Here is a 16,066-nt window from a genome sequence, read left to right on the forward strand (position 1 = left end):
TCCGCTAACCAGACCATGTTTGCGTTACAGTTCACTGGGGCTAGAAAGTCAAGGGATCGCGTATGAACGCGCTTACCGCCAATCTGGCGGGCATAACGGGTATCGCCCGCCGCTTAGTTCTGGACGGGGCGCTGGATGAACAGCCCGCCCGTGATGCTATGTTGGCCGCTACTGCCGAACGCAAGCCGCTAGCGATCTATTTGGCGGAAAAGCGCTTGGTCAGCATGGCGCAACTGGCAGCAGCCAACTCGCACGAGTTTGGCGTACCGCTGTTCGATGTTGCCGCCCTCGACCCCAACCAGTCCGCCATCAAGCTGATCGATGAGGAATTGGTACGCAAGCACAGCGTGCTTCCGCTATTCAAGCGCGGCAACAAGCTGTTCGTGGGGATCGCCGACCCAACCAACACACAGGCGCTGGACGAGATCAAGTTCCAGAGCAACATGGCGGTCGAGGCCATCCTCGTCGACGCCGACAAGATCCATCGCACCATCGAACAATGGCTTGCGTCCGCGGATTCGCTGGCCGAGACGATGGGCGACTCCGAGGACCTCGACAAGCTCGATGTCAGTGGCGGCGAGGACGAGATAGGCGAGAGCGGCGTCGACGCCAAGGGCGACGACACGCCCGTCGTCAAGTTCATCAACAAGGTGCTGGTCGATGCGATCCGCCGCGGCGCGTCTGACATCCACTTCGAGCCCTACGAAACCGAGTACCGGGTGCGCCTACGCATCGACGGCCTGCTCAAGCAGGTCGCGAAGGTGCCGGTCAAACTGTCCCAGCGCATCGCCGCGCGCCTGAAGGTCATGGCGCAGTTGGACATCGCTGAAAAGCGTGTCCCCCAAGATGGTCGCATCAAGCTCAACCTCAGCAAGACCAAACAGATCGACTTCCGCGTCAGCACCCTGCCGACATTGTTCGGCGAGAAGATCGTGCTACGTATCCTCGACGCCAGTGCCGCCAAGCTCGGCATCGATAAGCTGGGCTACGAGGAAGACCAGAAGAGACTGTTCATCGACGCGGTGATGAAGCCGTACGGCATGGTGCTGGTGACGGGCCCAACCGGTTCGGGCAAGACCGTGTCGCTGTATACGGCGCTGAACATCCTCAACGACGAGCAGCGCAACATCTCCACGGTCGAAGATCCGGTCGAAATCCGAGTGCCTGGCATCAACCAGGTGCAGATGAACGTCAAGCGCGGCATGACTTTCGCCGCCGCGCTGCGCAGCTTCCTGCGCCAGGATCCTGACGTCATCATGGTCGGCGAAATTCGCGACCTGGAAACGGCCGAGATCGGCGTCAAGGCCGCGCAGACCGGCCACATGGTCCTGTCGACACTCCATACCAACGATGCGCCGCAGACCATCGCCCGTCTGATGAACATGGGCGTCGCACCCTTCAACATCACCTCGTCGGTCACACTCGTGATCGCACAGCGACTCGCACGCCGCCTGCACGACTGCAAGCGCGAAGTGCAGTTGCCCGAGCACGCACTGCTGGCCGAAGGCTTCACCCATGAAGAGATTGCGGCCGGCCTGAAGATCTTCGATGCAGTTGGTTGCCCCGATTGCACTGAAGGCTACAAGGGCCGCACCGGCATCTACCAAGTGATGCCGATGACGGAGGAAATCCAGTCGATCGTCTTGGAGGGTGGCAGCGCCCTGAAGATCGCCGAAGCCGCCCAGAAGGCCGGCATCCGTGACCTGCGCGCGTCCGCCCTGCTCAAGGTCAAGAACGGCATCACCAGTCTCGCCGAAATCAACCGAGTCACCAAGGACTAAACCATGTCCGCATCCCGTACCGCCGCCAAAATCAACCGCCTGGACACCGCCCAGATCTTCGTGTGGGAGGGAACCGACAAGCGCGGTGTCGTCATGAAGGGCGAGCAGTCCGCCAAGACCGCCAACATCGTCCGCGCGGAACTCCGCCGCCAGGGCATCACGCCCAAGGTCGTCAAGGTCAAGGGCAAGCCGCTGTTCGGCGGCGCCGGCAAGACGATCTCGCCAAACGACATCGCAGTGTTCGCCCGCCAGATCGCGACAATGATCAAGTCGGGCGTTCCCATTGTCCAGGCCCTGGAAATTATCAGCGGGGGCCAGAAGAACCCGAAGATGAAGAACCTAGTGAATGCGCTGCGCGCCGATATCGAAGGCGGGACCTCGTTCCATGAGGCCCTGGGCAAGCACCCGGTCCAGTTCGACGAACTATTCCGCCATCTGGTCAAGGCCGGCGAAGCGGCGGGTGTGCTGGAAACAGTGCTCGACACGATCGCCACGTACAAGGAAAACATCGAAGGCCTGAAGAAGAAGATCAAGAAGGCCCTGTTCTACCCGATGATGGTTATGGCGGTGGCGCTGATCGTTAGCGGCATCCTGCTGATCTTCGTCGTGCCGACCTTCGAGGATGTGTTCAAGCAGTTCGGCGCGGACTTGCCGGCTCCCACGCAGGTCGTCGTCAACCTGAGTCGCTTCGCAGTCAGCTGGTGGTGGTTGATCCTGCTGGTCATCGTCGGCGCCATCACTGCCCTAATTGCATTCAAGAAGCGCTCCGTGAAGTTCTCGCAGTTCCTTGACCGGACGATGCTCAAATTGCCTGTGCTGGGACAAATCCTGCACAACTCGGCCATCGCGCGTTTTTCCCGCACGCTGGGCGTGACCTTCCGTGCCGGCGTACCGTTGGTCGAAGCTCTTGATTCGGTCGCCGGCGCTACCGGTAGCACGGTGTACGAACAGGCGGTGCATCGCATCCGCGACGACGTCTCCGTCGGTTACCAGCTCAACCTGGCTATGAAGCAGGTCAACCTGTTCCCGAACATGGTGATCCAGATGGCTGCGATCGGCGAAGAAGCCGGTGCACTCGACACCATGTTGTTCAAGGTGGCGGAGTTCTACGAAACCGAGGTCAACAACTCCGTCGACGCGCTTTCGAGCCTGATCGAGCCCTTCATCATGATTTTCCTGGGCGTGGTCATCGGCGGCATGGTCATCGCCATGTATCTGCCGATCTTCAAGCTCGGCGCCGTCGTCGGCTGATCGCAGGGACCCCTCCTCAAGATGGCATTCCTCGACCAGAACCCCGCCATCGGCTATCCGCTGGTGGCGGGCTTCGGGCTGCTGGTGGGCAGCTTCCTCAACGTGGTGATCCTGCGCCTGCCCAAGCGGCTGGAGTGGGAGTGGAAGCGCGATGCGCGCGACGTGCTCGAGCAGCCGGAGGTCTATGACCCGCCGCCGCCCGGCATCGTCGTCGAGCGCTCGCATTGCCCGCACTGCAAGCACCAGCTGAGCTGGTACGAGAACATCCCGGTCTTCAGCTGGCTGGCGCTGCGCGGCAAGTGCCGCAACTGCAAGGCGCCGATTTCGATCCAGTACCCGCTGGTCGAGTTGCTGACCATGCTGCTGTTCGTCGCCGCCGTGTGGCGGTTCGGCTTCGGCTGGCAGGGCTTCGGGGCGATCGTCTTCAGTGGCTTCCTGATCTCGATGTCGGGCATCGACCTGCGCACGCAATTGCTGCCGGACAGCCTGACACTGCCGCTGATGTGGCTGGGACTGATCGCGGCCTCGGACAACCTCTACATGCCGGTGAAGCCGGCATTGCTCGGCGCGGTCGCGGGATACGTAAGCCTTTGGTCGGTGTGGTGGGTGTTCAAGCAGCTCACTGGCAAGGAAGGCATGGGCCACGGCGACTTCAAGCTGCTCGCCGCCATCGGCGCGTGGACCGGGCTCAAGGGCGTGTTGCCAACGATCTTGCTGTCCTCGCTGGTCGGCGCGATCGTTGGCTCGATCTACCTGGCAGTGAAGGGACGCGACCGCTCGGTGCCGATCCCGTTCGGGCCTTACCTCGCGATCGCGGGCTGGATCGTGTTCTTCTGGGGCCAGAAGATGATCGATGCCTACCTGCGCATCTCTGGCCTGAGCATCTGACCCGTTACCGGCGTCGCGCGCATTCGAAGCCACACTGGGGACAGTCCCCGCATGAGCCACTTCATCATCGGCGTCACCGGTGGCATCGCCTCGGGCAAGAGCGAAGTCACGAAACGCTTCGAGCAATTGGGCGTCGTGGTTGCCGATGCCGACCTGGCGGCGCGGGCTGCAGTTGCGCCGGGCTCCATTGGGCTCGCGGCGGTCGCGGAAGCCTTCGGCGCATCGGTGCTCGCTGCGGACGGCAGCCTCGACCGCGCGGCGATGCGTCAGCGCGTGTTCGGCGACGAAGGTGCGCGCAGGCGCCTGGAATCCATCGTCCATCCGTTGGTTCGCGCCGAACTGCACCGCCAGTGCGAAAGCGCGGCCAGTGCCTATGCGATCGCCGCGATTCCGCTGCTTGCTGAAGGTGGAGGCCGCGATGCATATCCGTGGCTGCAGCGCATCCTGGTGGTGGACACGACGGTCGATGTCCAGCGTGCGCGATTGATGCAGCGCGACGGGATCGACGCGGCGCTAGCCGATCGCATGATTGCCGCGCAGGCCTCGCGCGATCAGCGACTCGCGATCGCCGACGACGTGATCGTGAACGACGGCGACCTGGCCGCGCTGGACGCGCAGGTGGGCGCGCTCGATCGCCTGTATCGCCGGTTGGCGGCACCTGTCGCGACTTGAGCCGGCTTCATACGGCCGCGCTTACTCCTGCGGCCACAAACTCCGGATCGCCGCGACTCCCTGCGCGCCATGGCGGCGCGCTTCGCCGATGTCGTCCGGCGAGAGCCCGCCAATCGCATAGATCGGCAGCGACACGGCCTCGCGCAATGCGGCGAAACCGTCCCAACCGATGGGTTGGCCATCCGGGTGCGTCGCCGTTGCCTTGATCGGACCAACGACGGCGAAGTCGCAACCCAGCGCTTGTGCGGCGCGCAATTCGTCGAGCACGTGGCAGGACGCGGCGACCGGCGTCCCGACAGGCAGCGGGCGCTCGCTGAATTCGCGCAACTGCGAGGCGCGCAGGTGCAGGCCCGTGCCCAGGGTCTGCGCCAGCTCGATGTCGGCATTGACCAGCACCTGCGCTTGCGCCTGCCGGCAGCGCAAGACGGCTTGTGCGGCCAAGGCGCGCCAACGGGTCGGTTCGCACTTTGGTGCGCGCAACTGCACCCGGCGCGCCCCGCCCCGCAGCGCGCACTCGAGCGCCGCCAGCCATTGGTCGTCGTCGTCGCCGGGTTCGGGCGTCACCAGATACCGATCGGGTTGCAGCAGTGCCGCGACTACCGGGACGTCGGCCGGCGGCATCGGATAGTCGGCCAGTTTGTGCGGCGGCACCCAGGCAAGCGCCTGGCCTTCCAGCCCGCGCACGCTGCCGTGCCACGCCTTGATGTCGTGGACATCCAGGTAGAGCCGCTTGTCCGGGTAGGCCTGGGGAACGCGGATAACCGCCGCACCGATCTCGATGTCGATGCCCAGCTCCTCGCGGAGTTCGCGCTTGAGCGCCGCTTCCGCGCTTTCGCCAGCCTCGTGCTTGCCGCCGGGAAATTCCCACAGGCCGGCCAGGTCGCGCCCCTCGGTACGGCGAGCCAGCAGGATGCGGCCGCGCCGGTCGCGGATCACCCCGGCGACCACTTCGATCATGCGTGGGGCGCGGCCCCCTGCGGGGCAATCGCGCGGATCAGCGGAGGACGATGCTGGTTCGGAGACTGGCATGGCGTCGCGGCGGGCGTTCCGTTTCGACCCTTATCCGTCCTTGGGGCACCTGCTCCCCACGGGCGGGAGCAGGCTATCCGGGAGCCGGTGACCGGCTCCCAGTGGCATCAGGCCAGCTGGCCGTGGCAGTGCTTGTACTTCTTGCCGCTGCCGCACGGGCACGGGTCGTTGCGGCCAATGTTGGCGAACGCGGCATTGGCGGTGGCGGCCTGCGCCTGCGCGGCTTCCTCGTCGGCGCCGAAACCGCCCATGTCCGGATGCTGGAACTGCATCTGCCGGGCCTGCGCCTCGGCGGCCGCACGCTCCTGCGCTTCCATCTGCGCGATTTCTTCCTCGCTGCGGATGCGCACGCGCGACAACAGCGTCACGACTTCGCGCTTGACCTTCTCCAGCATGTCGCTGAAGAGCTCGAAGGCTTCCTTCTTGTATTCCTGCTTCGGCTGCTTCTGCGCATACCCGCGCAGATGGATGCCCTGGCGCAGGTAGTCCATGCGGGCCAGGTGCTCCTTCCAGTTCTGGTCGAGCACGTTGAGCATGATGTGCTTCTCGAGCAGGCGCATCGTCTCCGGCCCCAGCTGCTGCTCGCGCTCGCTGAAATGCGCGGCGACGGCATCCTGCACGCGACGCAGGATGGTCTCCGCATCCATTTCCTTGGCCGCGTTGATCTCGTCCACCAGCGGCAGCGACAGGCCGAACTCCTGCTCGATCGCCGCCTGCAGGCCCGGCAGGTCCCACTGCTCATCGATGGATTCGGCCGGCACGAAGCGGGTCACGATCTCGCTGACGACATCCTCGCGGATGCCTTCGATGTTCTCCTGCACGCTCTCGGCTTCCAGCAACTCGTCGCGCTGGCCGTAGATCACCTTGCGCTGGTCGTTGTTGACATCGTCGAAGTCGAGCAGGTTCTTGCGGATGTCGAAGTTGTGGGCCTCGACCTTGCGCTGCGCACCGGCGATCTGCTTGGTGACCAGGCCCGACTCGATGACGTCGTCTTCCTTCAGCCCCATGCGCGCCATTGCCTTCTGCACCCAGTCGGCGGCGAAGATGCGCATCAGGTTGTCTTCGAGCGACAGGTAGAAGCGCGAGGAGCCCGGGTCGCCCTGGCGGCCGGAGCGGCCGCGCAGCTGGTTGTCGATGCGGCGCGATTCGTGGCGCTCGGTGCCGACGATGTGCAGTCCGCCGGCGGCCTTGACCGCGTCGTGGCGGGCCTGCCATTCGGACTTCATGCGCTGCCTGGTCACCTCGTCGATCTCACCGTTGGCGGCTTCGTAGGCGGCGATCTCGGCTTCGAGAGAACCGCCCAGCACGATGTCGGTGCCGCGGCCGGCCATGTTGGTGGCGATCGTCACCGCGCCCGGGCGTCCGGCCTGGGCGACGATGTGCGCCTCGCGCTCGTGCTGCTTCGCGTTGAGGACTTCATGCGGGATGCCGGCGGCCTGGAGCTGCTCGCTGAGCATCTCCGACACTTCGATCGAAGTCGTGCCGACCAGCACCGGCTGCTGGCGCTTGTTCGCTTCGCGGATCTCGTTGATCACCGCGCGGTACTTGCCGTTGCGGTTGAGGAACACCGCATCCGAATGGTCCTTGCGGATCATCGGGCGGTGGGTCGGGATCACGATCACTTCCAGGCCATAGATGCTCTGGAATTCGTAGGCTTCGGTGTCCGCCGTACCGGTCATGCCGGACAGCTTCTTGTACATGCGGAACAGGTTCTGGAAGGTGATGCTGGCGAGCGTCTGGTTCTCGCGCTGCACCGGCACGCCTTCCTTCGCTTCCACGGCCTGGTGCAGGCCGTCGGACCAGCGGCGGCCCGCAAGCGTGCGGCCGGTGAACTCGTCGACGATGATGACTTCACCGTCGCGCACGATGTAATCGACATCGCGCTGGTAGATCGCGTGCGCGCGCAGCGCGGCGTTCAGGTGGTGGACGACGCTGAGGTTCTGCGCGCCGTACAGGCTGTCTTCGTCACCCTGCAGGATGCCGGCCTTGCGCAGCAGTTCCTCGGCATGCTCCTGGCCCGCTTCGGACAAGTGGACCTGCTTGCCCTTCTCGTCGACCCAGTAGTCGCCCTCGCCTTCTTCCGTGGCCTGCTTGGTGAGCGAAGGCACGATGCGGTTGACCTTGATGTACAGCTCCGGCGATTCGTCGGCCGGGCCGGAGATGATCAGCGGCGTGCGCGCCTCGTCGATCAGGATCGAGTCGACTTCGTCGACGATCGCGTAATGCAGGCCACGCTGGAAGCGGTCTTCCTTCGACAGCGCCATGTTGTCGCGCAGGTAGTCGAAGCCGAATTCATTGTTGGTGCCGTAGGTGATGTCGGCGGCGTAGGCGGCGTGCTTGTCCGCATGCGGCATGCCCGGATAGACGACGCCGACGCTCAGGCCCAGCCAGTTGTACAGCTTGCCCATCCAGGCCGCGTCGCGGCGGGCCAGGTAGTCGTTCACGGTGATGACGTGGACGCCCTTGCCTTCCAGCGCGTTGAGATAAGTCGGAAGGGTGGCGACCAGGGTCTTGCCTTCGCCGGTGCGCATCTCGGCGATCTTGCCCAGGTGCAGGACCATGCCGCCGATCAGCTGCACGTCGTAGTGGCGCATGCCGAGGACGCGCTGGGCGGCTTCGCGGCAGACCGCGAAGGCCTCGGGCAGGATCTTGTCGAGGGACTCGCCGGCCTGGACGCGCTGCTGGAACTCGGGAGTCTTGGCCTGCAGTTCGGCATCGGACAGCTTCTGCATCTCCGCCTCGAGGGCGTTGATCTTGTTGACCGAGCGTTGCAACTGGCGGAGCAGGCGTTCGTTACGGCTACCGAAGACACGGGTAAGCAGGCTGTTGAGCATGGTGGGTTGGGGCCGGTTCTGATTCTTGGGTCGGGTTTCGATGCGGCGTCGCGCCGTTCGTTCCCGCAAAAAGGAAAAAGGGCGCCGGGCGCCCTTTCTGGCACGTCGATTGTAGCTGGTGGCGGCCCCGGACGGTTGCAAGGGCACGGCCGTCACCAATTTGAACAGGCCCCGAGGGCGCAAAAGAAAACGGCGCGCCAAGGGCGCGCCGTCTCCGAAATCTGGTCGCTCAGCCGTTGACGAGCGGCGAATGCTGGCTGAGGAAGTTGCGCGGATTCACCGCCTGCCCGTTCTTCCATACTTCCAGGTGCACGTGGGCGCCGGTGGAGCGGCCGGTGGAACCGGCCTTGGCGACTTCCTGGCCGGCACGCACGAGTTCGCCGACATGGCGCTCCAGGCGCGAGTTGTGGGCATAACGGGTCACGTAACCGTTGCCGTGGTCGATCTCGATCACGTTGCCGTAGCCCGAGCGCGCGCCCGAGTAGCTGACGACGCCGTCCGCCACGGCCAGCACGGGATCGCCGACGTCGGCTTCGAAATCGATGCCCTTGTGGAACTGGCTGCCGCCGACGATCGGGTCGACGCGACGACCAAAGCCGGAGGTGATGTAGCTGTCCTTGATCGGCTCGCGCGAGGGCACGGAGTTCATGTCGAGCTGGCGGTTGAACAGCATCGACTCGAGCACCGACAGCTGCTCGCCACTGTCGGCGAACTGCCGGTTGAGGGTGTCCAGGCCTTCGCGCAACTCCGGTGCGGAGATGTCGCGGACCGGGCCGGTACCACCGACGCCGACCGGCTTTTCGAAATTGAATTCGCCGTCCTGCAACTGGCCGATGCGGGTCAGGCGCTCGCCGAGGGCATTGAGGCGGTTGGCTTCGGCCTGCAGCTCGCCCAGGCGGGCGGCCAGCGCATTGATTTCGCGCTGCGATTCGCGGTGCGCCGCGGCCAACTGCGCCTGCTGGCTACCGAGCTCGATGCGCAGGCCGGCGGTGCCGACCAGGCCGGCCGCACCACCGGCAAGGAAGCCCACGCCCAGCAGGGCGCCGACGACCAGGGCCGGCCGGCGGCTGCCGAGGCTGCTGATCGAGTCGGCGAAGCGCGCGAGGGGCTTCTTGCGGAATTTGTTTACGATGAGTGGATGGGTCATTTCTACGATTTCGGTTCTTGACGTGTCCAAACCTTCCGTGCCGCGTCGCCCCTCCGCCCCGCAGGCCGCGCTGGAAGCGCTGCTTGCCGAACCGGCTGGCGACCCGATCCGAAGAGCCCTGTGGCTCGACGGCTTGGACCGTCAGTTGCGTCCCCTCCTGCCGCCGACGCTGGCGCCGCATGCGCGGCTGGCCAACTTCGAGCGCGGCAGGCTCGTTTTCGTCGTGGATGCTCCGGTGTGGCGAGCCAAACTGCGGCTCGTTGCCCCCGAAATCCTCGACGCAGCCCAATCCATCGGACTTGAAGCGACCGAACTCGTGGTCAAGACGACCCCGAATCCGCCGGCCGGTGCAGCCTCGCCACCCCTGGCGAACGCCCGCTCCCGACCGATGTCGAAGACGGCTCGCGATGCCTTGCAGGCCGCCCTGGCGTCCCTTCAACAGCCCGACTCTCCGGGCTCCGATGACGCCTCTTGACCGCTTCTTGACCGGTTCTCCGTTCTACTTCCGAACCGGCCTCTCTACGGACCGGGCGCATGCTAGCGGCCTAATCCCCTGATTTTGTTAAGAATCGGGAAGCGAGTTGGCAGATTCGCGTTAGCGTTCCGTTAAAGGCCCACCGGGCATTCACCTCTGTGACCGGGGTCGCGCTGAGGGAATACCCCTACGGCCGAGAGCGTATGGTCGGCAGGTCCGCAGAGGGACCGAGGCAGGTGCAAGGCGCGATTTGCTGCGTTGCGCCAGGAGCCGGCGCGCCGGATACGCCCACGCAAATCGGCGTCAGACGGTGAGCGGCGAGCCGTAGGCGACCGGGGCGGGATGACCTTCGTCGACGAAGGTCACTTCTTCCCAGGCGGATCGTTCGGCCAGCAGGGCCCGCACCAGCTTGTTGTTGAGGGCGTGGCCGGACTTGTAGCCCTCGTACGCGCCGATGATGGGTCGGCCGGCGAGGTACAGGTCGCCGACCGCATCGAGGATCTTGTGGCGGACGAACTCGTCGGCGTAACGCAGGCCGTCGTCGTTGAGGACGCGGAATTCGTCCAGCACGATCGCGTTGTCCATCGAGCCGCCCAGGCCGAGGTTGCGTTCGCGCATGTACTCGAGGTCACGCATGAAACCGAAGGTGCGCGCGCGGCTCACTTCCTTGACGTAGGAAGCAGTGGAGAACTCCACCTCGGCACGCGACTGCGACGCCGGGATCGCGGGATGGTCGAACACCACCGTGAAGCCGATGCGGTAGCCGTCATGCGGCTCGAAACTGGCGACCTTGTCGCCCTCCCGCACTTCGATCGGGCGCTTGATGCGGATGAAGCGCTTGGGCGCTTCCTGTTCCTTGATGCCTGCCGACTGCAGCAGGAACACGAAGGGACCCGCCGAGCCATCCATGATCGGGACTTCCGGCGCGGACAGGTCGATGTAGCAGTTGTCGATGCCGAGGCCGGCCAACGCCGACAGCAGGTGCTCGACGGTCATGACCCGGCCGGCACCGCAACTCAAGCCGGTGCAGAGCACGGTCTCGCTCACCAGGTCCGCGCGCGCGGGAATTTCGACCACCGGATCGAGGTCGATCCGGCGGAACACGATGCCGGCGTCCACGGGAGCCGGGCGCAGCGTGAGAAACACTTTCTCGCCGCTATGCAGGCCAACGCCGGTGGCGCGGATCACGTTCTTGAGGGTGCGCTGGCGAAGCATCGGATCGGTGTCAGCCCTTGGATCGGGGGATCGGGACTTTTTCTTGAGGCGCTACGGGTTGCGGAGGGGTCCGCAACGGGGGCGCAAGGTTAACACGCAGTGCGCTGAACCTTAACGGAAAAGAGATTCCCATGAAACGACTTTCCCAGTGATTGTCACGTTTTTCGCGGCGCCCCCGGATGGGGGATGCCTACCGGGAAAAAGCCGGTCGGCTGGTGCCGACCGGCGCAAGATCCCCGGGCGCAGGCAGCCCGGAGCCTAGGGTCGATCCGGCCGGGGACGAGTCCGGCCGGGTGTGGCGTCACGCTTTCGAAGCATTGCCAAGTACGTCGCCAACGCCCGGCCGTGACTGGCCGGGCAGGACTTGCTTTGGAGCGGGCCGGTCCCGCCATCGAAGGCCGCGACCTCCCGCCCCGCTCCTCAATCCGCCTGGCGGCGCAGGAATGCCGGGATATCCAGGTAGCTGTCGCTGCCGCCGAAATCGGCCACCGCCGGGGTCGACGGTTCGCTCACGCGGCTGCCGCCGCGCAGGCTACCGGCGAACGACGGCGGGCCGCCTTGGAAACCACCCTCGGCGACTGCATCGATCGGCAGGCCGGTAGTGCCGTCGCGCTTTACCTGGGTGCGCACCAGTTCCACCTGCGGGCGGCGCGAAGGCAGCTCGTCGAAGCTCGCGCGCTCCATGCCGGTACGGATCGGCTGGCGGGCGACCGCGCGGTTGAGCCCGGTGGCCACCACGGTGACCTTGACCTCGTCCTGCATGTCCGGATCGAGCACGGTGCCGATGACCACGGTGGCGTCTTCCGAGGCGAAGTTTTCGATCGTGCGGCCGACTTCGTCGAACTCGGCCATGGTGAAGTCCGGGCCGGCGGTGATGTTGACCAGGATGCCGTTGGCGCCCGACAGGTTGACGTCGTCGAGCAGCGGGTTCTGGATCGCGGCTTCGGCCGCCGCCTGCGCGCGATCGTCGCCGCGCGCGGTGCCGGTGCCCATCATGGCCAGGCCCATCTCGCTCATCACGGTGCGCACGTCGGCGAAGTCGACGTTGATCAGGCCCGGACGCACGATCAGGTCGGCGATGCCCTGGACCGCGCCGAGCAGCACGTCGTTGGCGGCGCGGAACGCCTGGATCATGGTGGCGTTGCGGCCGAGCACGGTGATCAGCTTCTCGTTGGGGATCGTGATCAGCGAATCGCAGTGGTGCGACAGCTCCTCGATGCCCTTGAGCGCGACCTGCATGCGGCGGCGGCCTTCGAACGGGAACGGCTTGGTCACCACGGCGACGGTCAGGATGCCCATCTCCTTCGCCAGCTGCGCCACGACCGGCGCGGCGCCGGTGCCGGTGCCGCCGCCCATGCCGGCGGTGATGAACACCATGTCGGCGCCGGTCAGCGCGTCCATGATGCGTTCGCGGTCTTCCAGCGCGGCCTGGCGCCCCACTTCCGGATTCGCGCCCGCACCCAGGCCCTTGGTGACGTTGCTGCCGAGCTGCAGCTGCAGCTTCGCGCCGCAGTTCTTGATCGCCTGCGCGTCGGTGTTGGCGGTGATGAACTCAACGCCGTCGACGCTGCCGTTGACCATGTGCGCCACGGCGTTGCCGCCGCCACCGCCGACGCCGACGACCTTGATCACCGCGTTCGGGGCCATCTTTTCCATCAATTCGAAATGTGCCATGTCCTCGTCCTCTTGTTATGTGTTGCTAGTGATTGATCGGGGATACCAGTACTTGCCTATCCAAAACCTGCAGCTCGCCCTGCCACCTGCCACCACCCGGCCGCGCCTTCGCGGCCGCGCGCAAATCAGAATTCGCCCCGGTACCAGCTCTTCAAGCGGTTGAAGAGGCTGCCCGCGCGTCCCGTCACGATCGTCGGGCGCCGCGGGTTCTCGATCTGGCTGCCCATCAGCAGCAGGCCGACGCCGGTGGCGTGCACCGGGTTGCCCACTACCTCGCCCAGCCCGGTCACGTGCTGCGGAATGCCCACGCGCACCGGCATCTGCAGCATTTCCTCGGCCAGTTCGACCACGCCTTCCATCTTCGCGGCGCCGCCGGTGAGCACCATGCCGGCGCGCACGTGCTGCTCGAATCCGCTGCGGCGCAGCTCCGCCTGGATCATTTCGAAGATCTCTTCGTAGCGCGCCTGCACCGCCTGCGCCAGCGACGCGCGCGGCATGCGCCGCGGCGGACGGTCGCCTACGCTCGGCACCTGGATCGACTCTTCCGCGGTCGCCATCTGCGCCAGCGCGCACGCGTAGCGGACCTTGATCTGTTCGGCTTCCGGCGTCGGCGTACGCAGCATGTGCGCGATGTCCTCGGTGACCTTGTCGCCGGCGATCGGCAGGCTCGCGCTGTGCGCGATCGCACCCTGCACGAACACGGCGATGTCGGTGGTGCCGGCGCCGATGTCGACCAGCACCACGCCCAGTTCGCGCTCGTCGCTGGTCAGCACCGCGGTGCTCGAGGCGAGCACGCTCAGCACCAGGTCGTCGACCTGGAGGCCGCAGCGCTGCACGCACTTGCTGATGTTGGCGGCGGCCGACTGCGCGCACACGACCAGGTGCGCGTGCACTTCCAGGCGCACGCCGGTCATGCCAACCGGGTTGCGGATGCCTTCCTGCGAGTCGTCGAGCACGTAGTCGCGCGGGATCGCGTGCAGGATCTTCTGGTCGGCCGGGATGGCGACGGCTTTGGCCGCTTCGAGCACGCGGTCCAGGTCGGCGTAGGACACCTCGCCATCGCGGATCGGGGCGATGCCCTGCGAGTTGCGGCACTGGATGTGGCTGCCGGAGATCGAGGCGTAGACCGAACGGATCTCGCAGCCTGCCATCAGCTCGGCTTCCTCGATCGCGCGCTGGATCGACTGCACGGTGGACTCGATGTCGACCACCACGCCGCGCTTGAGGCCGCGCGATTCGTGCGATCCGATGCCGATCACTTCGATCGGAGCGCCGGGCGAATACTCGCCCACCAGCGCCACCACCTTGGAGGTGCCGATGTCGAGTCCCACGATCAGCGATTTGTCGCCCTTGCGATTCATGTATTTCCCTGCACTTGCGGCGCATTGGCGGGAACGGGGGCCGGAGCCGGCTTCCACGTCAGCGCGAAACCATTGGTGTAACGAAGATCGGCACGCGCCAGTTGCTGCGTGTTCTGCGTCAGCAACTGCGGCAGCAGGCGCACGAAGCGATCGAGCCGCGCCCGCGCCTCGGTGCGCCCGACCACCACTACCGCGCCGTTGTCGAGACCGAGCCGCCAGCTGCCGCGCGGATCCAGCACGACTTCGCGCACGCCGATGCCGACCTTGGCGAAGAGTTCGCGCGACTGGTTGTAGAGCTCGACCACATCGCGCGTGCGCGCCTCGGGGCCATCGAACTGCGGCAGGTTGGCCGGCACGGTGATGCCTTCGGATGGGAACACGCGGCCGTGCTCGGACAGCAGGCGCTGTGCGCCCCAGCGCGCGAACGGCTTGTGCTCGACCACGCGGACTTCCAGCACGTCCGGCCAGCGCTTGCGGACCTCCGCGGTTTCGACCCACGGCAGGCGCGCGACGGCGTCCTGCGCGGCCTCGAGGTCGACGGCGAAGAAGCCGCGCTTCGCATACGGCAGCAGGGTCTGGCGCAGCAGCGCGCCATCGACGCGATGGAACTCGCCGGTCGCCTGCAGGCGGGTGAGCGGCCAGTGGTTGGCGCCGACCCAGCCGTTGAGCACGGCGACGACCGGCAGCACGACCAGCGCGACCGCGAGGACCCAGCCGACGATGCGCAGCAGCGCGTTCACTTCGGCGCGGCCTCCACGGTCGGGTTCTGCACGGTCTGCTCGAGGATCCGCCAGCACAGTTCCTCGAAGCCAATGCCGACCTGGCGCGCCGCCTTGGGCACCAGCGAATGGCTGGTCATGCCGGGTGCGGTGTTCACTTCCAGCAGGTAGAACGAGCCGGTTTCGCGGTCGCGCATGACATCGACGCGTCCCCAACCGGTGCAGCCGGCGGCGAGGAACGCGGCCAGCGCGATGCGGCGGATTTCCGCTTCCGCTTCGCCTTCCAGGCCCGGACACAGGTACTGCGTGTCCTCGGCGATGTACTTGGCGTTGTAGTCGTACCACTCGCCCTTGGGCACGATCCGGATCGATGGCAGCGCCTGGTGCGTGGCGCCATCGCCGAGGATGCCCACGGTGAGCTCGTCGCCCACGACCATCTGCTCCATCAGCAGCTCGCCGGGATAGCGGGCGGCGAGCTCGACGGCCGACTCGAGGCCCGCATCGTCGAATACGCGCGACACGCCGACACTGGAACCTTCGCTGGACGGCTTCACGATCACCGGCAATCCGATGCCGCGCGCGGCGGCATGCACGTCGGCGCCCTTGGGCAGGCGCGCGTAGCGCGGCGTCGGCAACCCGAGCGACAGCCACACCTGCTTGGTGCGGATCTTGTCCATCGCCAGCGCGGAACCGAGCACGTTCGAGCCGGTGTAGGCCACGCCCAGCGCCTCCAGCAGGCCCTGCAGGGTGCCGTCCTCGCCTCCGCCCTTGTTGCCGTGGAGGATGTTGAACACGCGGTCGACGGCGCCGCGACGGATCTCCTCGATCAATGCGGGGATGCCGTCGACCGCGAACGCGTCGACATTCCGGGCGCGCAATGCCTCCAGCACGTTGCGGCCGGAATCGAGCGAGACCTCGCGTTCGGCGCTGGTGCCGCCCATCAGCACGGCCACGCGGCCGAACACGGCCGGATCGGTCACGCGCGGGGCGGCAAATGAAATGGTGGTGGAAGCCGGCACG

The 16,066-nt window shown here is 66.0% G+C and carries 13 protein-coding genes; 5 read left to right on the plus strand and 8 right to left on the minus strand.

Annotated elements, in window-relative coordinates; all coding sequences use genetic code 11:
* The first annotated feature begins 62 nt into the window (after positions 1-62).
* Genes pilB through coaE form a run of 4 tightly spaced genes read left to right on the plus strand, consistent with a single transcriptional unit; the run spans position 63 to position 4,592 of the window.
* On the plus strand, positions 63-1,781 hold the full coding sequence (gene pilB / locus BP05_RS07260; RefSeq protein ID WP_496361945.1) for a type IV-A pilus assembly ATPase PilB: 1,719 nt from the start codon (positions 63-65) through the stop codon (positions 1,779-1,781).
* A 3-nt stretch (positions 1,782-1,784) separates the two neighbouring features.
* Positions 1,785-3,032: a type II secretion system F family protein gene (locus BP05_RS07265; RefSeq protein ID WP_496361947.1), complete on the plus strand. Its 1,248-nt coding sequence runs from the start codon at positions 1,785-1,787 to the stop codon at positions 3,030-3,032.
* Between the two features lie 21 nt (positions 3,033-3,053).
* The gene (locus tag BP05_RS07270; RefSeq protein ID WP_496361949.1) at positions 3,054-3,920 is read left to right on the plus strand and encodes a prepilin peptidase; all 867 of its coding nucleotides are present in this window, start codon (positions 3,054-3,056) and stop codon (positions 3,918-3,920) included.
* 51 nt (positions 3,921-3,971) lie between these two features.
* Entirely contained in the window at positions 3,972-4,592 is a 621-nt protein-coding gene (gene coaE / locus BP05_RS07275) for a dephospho-CoA kinase (protein ID WP_496361951.1), read from the plus strand.
* A gap of 21 nt (positions 4,593-4,613) precedes the next feature.
* Here the strand turns inward: coaE and BP05_RS07280 are convergent, their stop codons facing one another.
* The 3 genes from BP05_RS07280 to BP05_RS07290 form a co-directional block, all read right to left on the minus strand.
* The gene (locus BP05_RS07280; protein ID WP_496361953.1) at positions 4,614-5,549 is read right to left on the minus strand and encodes a Nudix family hydrolase; all 936 of its coding nucleotides are present in this window, start codon (positions 5,547-5,549) and stop codon (positions 4,614-4,616) included.
* 179 nt (positions 5,550-5,728) lie between these two features.
* Positions 5,729-8,455 carry a preprotein translocase subunit SecA gene (gene secA, locus BP05_RS07285; RefSeq protein ID WP_496361955.1) on the minus strand — a complete coding sequence of 909 codons (2,727 nt, stop codon included), beginning with the start codon at positions 8,453-8,455 and terminating at the stop codon, positions 5,729-5,731.
* 229 nt (positions 8,456-8,684) lie between these two features.
* Entirely contained in the window at positions 8,685-9,602 is a 918-nt protein-coding gene (locus BP05_RS07290; RefSeq protein WP_496361957.1) for a peptidoglycan DD-metalloendopeptidase family protein, read from the minus strand.
* A gap of 22 nt (positions 9,603-9,624) precedes the next feature.
* On the opposite strand from BP05_RS07290, the gene BP05_RS07295 reads away from it, so the two are divergent.
* Entirely contained in the window at positions 9,625-10,077 is a 453-nt protein-coding gene (locus BP05_RS07295; protein ID WP_496361959.1) for a DciA family protein, read from the plus strand.
* A 303-nt stretch (positions 10,078-10,380) separates the two neighbouring features.
* On the opposite strand, the gene lpxC is transcribed toward BP05_RS07295, so the two are convergent.
* From lpxC to BP05_RS07320, 5 genes are all read right to left on the minus strand, one after another.
* Positions 10,381-11,292 carry a UDP-3-O-acyl-N-acetylglucosamine deacetylase gene (gene lpxC / locus BP05_RS07300; RefSeq protein WP_496361961.1) on the minus strand — a complete coding sequence of 304 codons (912 nt, stop codon included), beginning with the start codon at positions 11,290-11,292 and terminating at the stop codon, positions 10,381-10,383.
* A gap of 420 nt (positions 11,293-11,712) precedes the next feature.
* A complete protein-coding gene (gene ftsZ / locus BP05_RS07305) occupies positions 11,713-12,966 on the minus strand; it encodes a cell division protein FtsZ (RefSeq protein WP_496361963.1) in 1,254 nt (417 codons plus the stop codon).
* A gap of 125 nt (positions 12,967-13,091) precedes the next feature.
* The gene (ftsA, locus tag BP05_RS07310; RefSeq protein WP_496361965.1) at positions 13,092-14,327 is read right to left on the minus strand and encodes a cell division protein FtsA; all 1,236 of its coding nucleotides are present in this window, start codon (positions 14,325-14,327) and stop codon (positions 13,092-13,094) included.
* Positions 14,324-15,067 carry a cell division protein FtsQ/DivIB gene (locus tag BP05_RS07315; protein WP_496361967.1) on the minus strand — a complete coding sequence of 248 codons (744 nt, stop codon included), beginning with the start codon at positions 15,065-15,067 and terminating at the stop codon, positions 14,324-14,326. The genes ftsA and BP05_RS07315 overlap by 4 nt, the downstream gene beginning before the upstream one ends.
* Positions 15,064-16,047 carry a D-alanine--D-alanine ligase gene (locus BP05_RS07320; RefSeq protein WP_496362324.1) on the minus strand — a complete coding sequence of 328 codons (984 nt, stop codon included), beginning with the start codon at positions 16,045-16,047 and terminating at the stop codon, positions 15,064-15,066. Before BP05_RS07320 ends, BP05_RS07315 begins: the two co-directional genes overlap by 4 nt.
* Positions 16,048-16,066 lie beyond the last annotated feature (19 nt).

The organism is Lysobacter oryzae DSM 21044 (assembly GCF_059568595.1).